Annotated in this window: 4 protein-coding genes and 1 pseudogene; 4 read left to right on the top strand and 1 reads right to left on the bottom strand. The window is 68.5% G+C overall.

All coding sequences use genetic code 11. The features are described from left to right. Together KWI83_RS37530 and KWI83_RS37525 are read left to right on the top strand one after the other, a co-directional pair. Positions 1–275 (top strand): annotated as a pseudogene (locus KWI83_RS37530) (IS5/IS1182 family transposase); the annotation flags it as partial. Between the two features lie 115 nt (positions 276–390). Further along, entirely contained in the window at positions 391–1614 is a 1224-nt protein-coding gene (locus KWI83_RS37525) for a cation:proton antiporter (protein ID WP_218518845.1), read from the top strand. Between the two features lie 141 nt (positions 1615–1755). On the opposite strand, the gene KWI83_RS37520 is transcribed toward KWI83_RS37525, so the two are convergent. Next, positions 1756–2049, bottom strand: coding sequence for a winged helix-turn-helix domain-containing protein (locus tag KWI83_RS37520; protein WP_218518844.1), 294 nt, complete (start codon positions 2047–2049; stop codon positions 1756–1758). 223 nt (positions 2050–2272) lie between these two features. Between KWI83_RS37520 and KWI83_RS37515 the strand changes: the two genes are divergently transcribed. Then, the gene (locus KWI83_RS37515) at positions 2273–2797 is read left to right on the top strand and encodes a DUF421 domain-containing protein (protein WP_218518843.1); all 525 of its coding nucleotides are present in this window, start codon (positions 2273–2275) and stop codon (positions 2795–2797) included. A gap of 108 nt (positions 2798–2905) precedes the next feature. Beyond that, positions 2906–3571, top strand: coding sequence for a hypothetical protein (locus KWI83_RS37510; RefSeq protein ID WP_218518842.1), 666 nt, complete (start codon positions 2906–2908; stop codon positions 3569–3571). The last annotated feature ends 28 nt before the right edge of the window (positions 3572–3599 follow it).

Raw genomic sequence — 3599 nt, 5'->3', positions numbered from 1 at the left:
TCGCCCACCTGCGCAAACGCCGTATCAAGGCGGTCATCCCGGAGAAGAAGGACCAAGCCGCCAACCGCAGAGAGAAAGGCAGCCGGGGCGGCAGGCCCGTCACCCACGACACCGGTCTCTACCGCGACCGCAACACGGTTGAGCGGGCCATCAACAAGATGAAGGACTGGCGGGGCATCGCGACCCGCTACGACAAGACGCCTGAGAGCTACCTCGCCGGACTCCATCTCCGCGCAGCGACCATCTGGATCCGCAGCCTCCTGAAACCCCATTGATCACAACCGCAGACAGTCCCTAGTGCTCTTCGGGGCAGTGTCACCAGCTTGGCCGTCCGGGGCATCGGGCGTCCGGGTACACATGCTCCTGACGGGGAAGGGAAAGTCAGGCGGCATGGTGGACACTCTACTGACGGTTGCTGGTGCGCTCGCCCTCGTGGTGGCGGCGCTCTCCGCGCTCATCCAACGGCTACCGCTGAGCGGACCGCTGCTGGCCCTGCTGACCGGGATCGTCTTCGGTCCGGCCGTGCTGGGGGTCATCGACCTTCCCACCGTGGTGGAGGGACACAAGGAACTGCACGAGGCCTCCCGGATCCTGCTGGCGATCTCGGTGATGGCCGTGGCGCTGCGCTATCCGTTCCGCGCCGTACGGTCACGGATCAGGCCGGTGGCCGTCCTTCTCGGCGTAGCCATGCTGGGGATGGCGCTGCTCACCACGGCAGTGTCGGCCGCCGCCCTGGGCATCGGCTTCGGCGCGGCGGCGCTGCTGGGAGCGGCCCTGACCCCCACCGACCCCGTCCTCGCCTCCAGCGTGATCACCGGCGAACCAGCCGAGAAGGGCATTACCGCCCGGACCAGGCAGCTCCTCTCCCTCGAATCGGGTGCCAACGACGGACTGGCCCTGCCCCTGGTGCTCGCCGCCGTGGCCATCGCCGGGCCCCTCACCGGCACCAAGGCACTGCTGGAATCCCTGTGGCAGGTTCTGGGCGCGGTTGCCTTCGGGGGGATGGCGGGCTGGCTGGGCGGGAAGGCCCTGCGCGCCGCCGACGTTCGTCGCACCGTCGAGTCAGGCCCCCTGTTCATCTACACGCTCCTGCTCGCCCTGTTCGTGCTCGGCGCCTCCGGTCTGCTGCACCTCGACGGCATCCTGGCCGTCTTCGTCAGCGGCCTGGCCTTCAACGCGACGAGTTCGGCGAACGAACGCGCCGACGAGAACAAGATCGACGAGGCGGTCAACCGCCTCATGGTCCTGCCGCTGTTCACCGTCCTGGGAGCGATGATCCCCTGGAGCGAGTGGGGCGAGCTGGGATGGTGGCGGGCACTGCTGCTGGTCCTGGGCGTGCTGCTGCTGCGCAGGCTGCCGGTCCTGCTCGCGCTCAAGCGGCCCCTCTCCCTGGCCTGGCGGGACGCCGTCTTCCTGGGCTGGTTCGGTCCCATCGGCGTCTCGGCGCTGTTCTACCTGACCATGGAGGCCCACCGGCTCGGGGCGAACCCCCTGGTACTGGCCGCCGGAACACTGATCGTCGCCGCCAGCACCGTCGTGCACGGCATCACCACGGCCCCCGGCCTGGCTCTCTATCGCAAGGCCGCCGACCGTGCACCCGACACGGCGCAATGAGCCACGACGAGCGCTCGGCCGCCTTCCCCGGATGCGGCTGCCGGCCACGCCGACACCGGCCTGCCCGCAAACGCCCAGTCGGCGGCGTTCACCAAGGGGCGGTTGGCTTCCGTCCGGCCGGCTTCGCGACCAGGCCGCTCGTCATGGCCAGACGTGGCGTGGTACACGGTGGCGGGTTCGGCCGCGCTGCGACCAGGTCTTTGCCTGCGGCGACGTCAGGGAGAAACCGGCTTCGTCCTCGAAGACGAGCCAGGCCCCACAGGCCGCCGCGAGTCTCCCGCGCAGGGCCCCGCCTCCTTGGAGCCACCCGGCCACCGCGTCGTCATCCCGCTCCAAGGCGGGTCGGGCGGGCACCTGGCACGACCAGCCGTTGCGGACCAGTGGCTTCCGCACGCCCTGGATGGTGTAAGTGAGGTGGAAGCGCCGGCCGATCACCGTCTTGACCCGCGCCAGCGTCCACCGCTGGTCCTCCCAGCCGTCGTGCGGCCGGCCCCTCGGCCAGTGCCGCCTTCACCTGCGCGAATCCTCTGGCTCAGCCTCGGCAGTGACGCCTGTCCTTGTGTCCGCAGAACTCGCGGACCGCCCTCATTCCACGTCCGCCGCCACCGCTGTACGGCACCTTGTGCGGACGACCGGCCAAGGGGGTAGCAGTGGGAACATGCTCTTCGACTCCTGGGATGACCTCGTCCGCGTTTTGATCATGACGGGCCTCGCCTATCTGATTCTGATCGCTGCGGTCCGCGCGTCCGGCAAGCGAGCCTTGTCAAAGATGAACGCCTTCGACCTGGTCGTCACCGTGGCGTTGGGCTCGGCCCTGGCAACGATTCTGCTCAACCGCCGAGTCGCGCTCCTCGAAGGCGCCACCGCCCTGGGCATGCTGGTGGCGCTGCAGTTCTTCACCGCTTGGGCATCGGTCCGCTCCGGTATGGTCCGGCGCCTGGTGAAGGCCGAGCCAACCGTGCTGCTGCATCAGGGCCGCATGCTCCATGAAGCGATGAGGCGTCAGCGGGTGGCACCCGATGAGGTGAGGCAGGCCGTCCGTGCTCAAGGGGTTGGCGCTATGGAGGACGTGCAAGCCGTCGTGCTGGAAACGGACGGCAGCTTCAGCGTGATTTCCCGCTCCCAGTACGGCTCCGGTACCGCCCTGGACAATGTCGAGCATGCCCATCGCGATCCTGCATAAGCCGGGCATTACGGTCAGGTCCCTGGCCTGTGGCCAGGCGGAGCGCGGACGCATGAAAGGCGTAGTGAGCGAGTGGCTGACGTGGGTCGAACTTCCGAGCGCGACTCTGTGCGTGAACGCCTGGCCCAGGAGCTGCTGGACCGGCTCACGCCAGTGATGAGCGCCCTGGGACTGCTGTTCCTGCTCGTCGTCATCGGCGAGCGCATGGCCAGGCCCGGAACGGCGATGCACACCGCCATGAGGGTGACCGGCTGGCTGCTGTGGGCAGTCTTCGTCACCGAGTTCATCGCCCGCCTGGGCCTGGCGGAGCACCGGGGAAAGTTCCTGCGCCGCAACTGGTGGCAGGTGATCTTCCTGATCCTGCCCTTCCTGCGGGTGCTTCGCCTGATGCGCTCGCTTCGCCTCCTGCGCACCGGCCGGGTGCTCTCCTCGACCGTGCGGTCCTCACGGTCGGCGGGCCGGCTGTTCAGCGACCGGGTGGCGTGGCTGGGCATGATCACGGTGATCGTGGTGGTCGCCGCAGGGGAACTGCTGTATGAGTTCGATCGGCCGACCGATTCGTTCGCGAGCACCCTTCACGCCACGGCACTGATGGCGATCAGCGGTGAGTCGGCGGGAGCAACAACCGCCTACGGCAAGCTCATCGAAATCTTGCTGGCCCTGTACGCCGTCACGGTGTTCGCCTCGTTGGCCGGCGCCTTCGGCGCCTACTTCATGGGCAACCGCAGCCCGACGCCACCCGGCACGCCACCAGCTGAGGAGCAGCGGCAATGACAGTGGCCATGCGCCGTCTGCTGGGCAT

This window comes from Streptomyces sp. TRM70350, assembly GCF_019219825.1.
Classification (GTDB): domain Bacteria; phylum Actinomycetota; class Actinomycetes; order Streptomycetales; family Streptomycetaceae; genus Streptomyces.
Note: the sequence above shows the minus strand (reverse complement) of the source record. Positions and strands in the feature narration are given on the sequence as shown.

Excerpts from the sequence above, each read along its gene's own strand:
- KWI83_RS37525 (WP_218518845.1), top strand. The coding sequence starts at position 391 with ATGGTGGACACTCTACTGACGGTTGCTGGTGCGCTCGCCCTCGTGGTG.
- KWI83_RS37515 (WP_218518843.1), top strand. The coding sequence starts at position 2,273 with ATGCTCTTCGACTCCTGGGATGACCTCGTCCGCGTTTTGATCATGACG.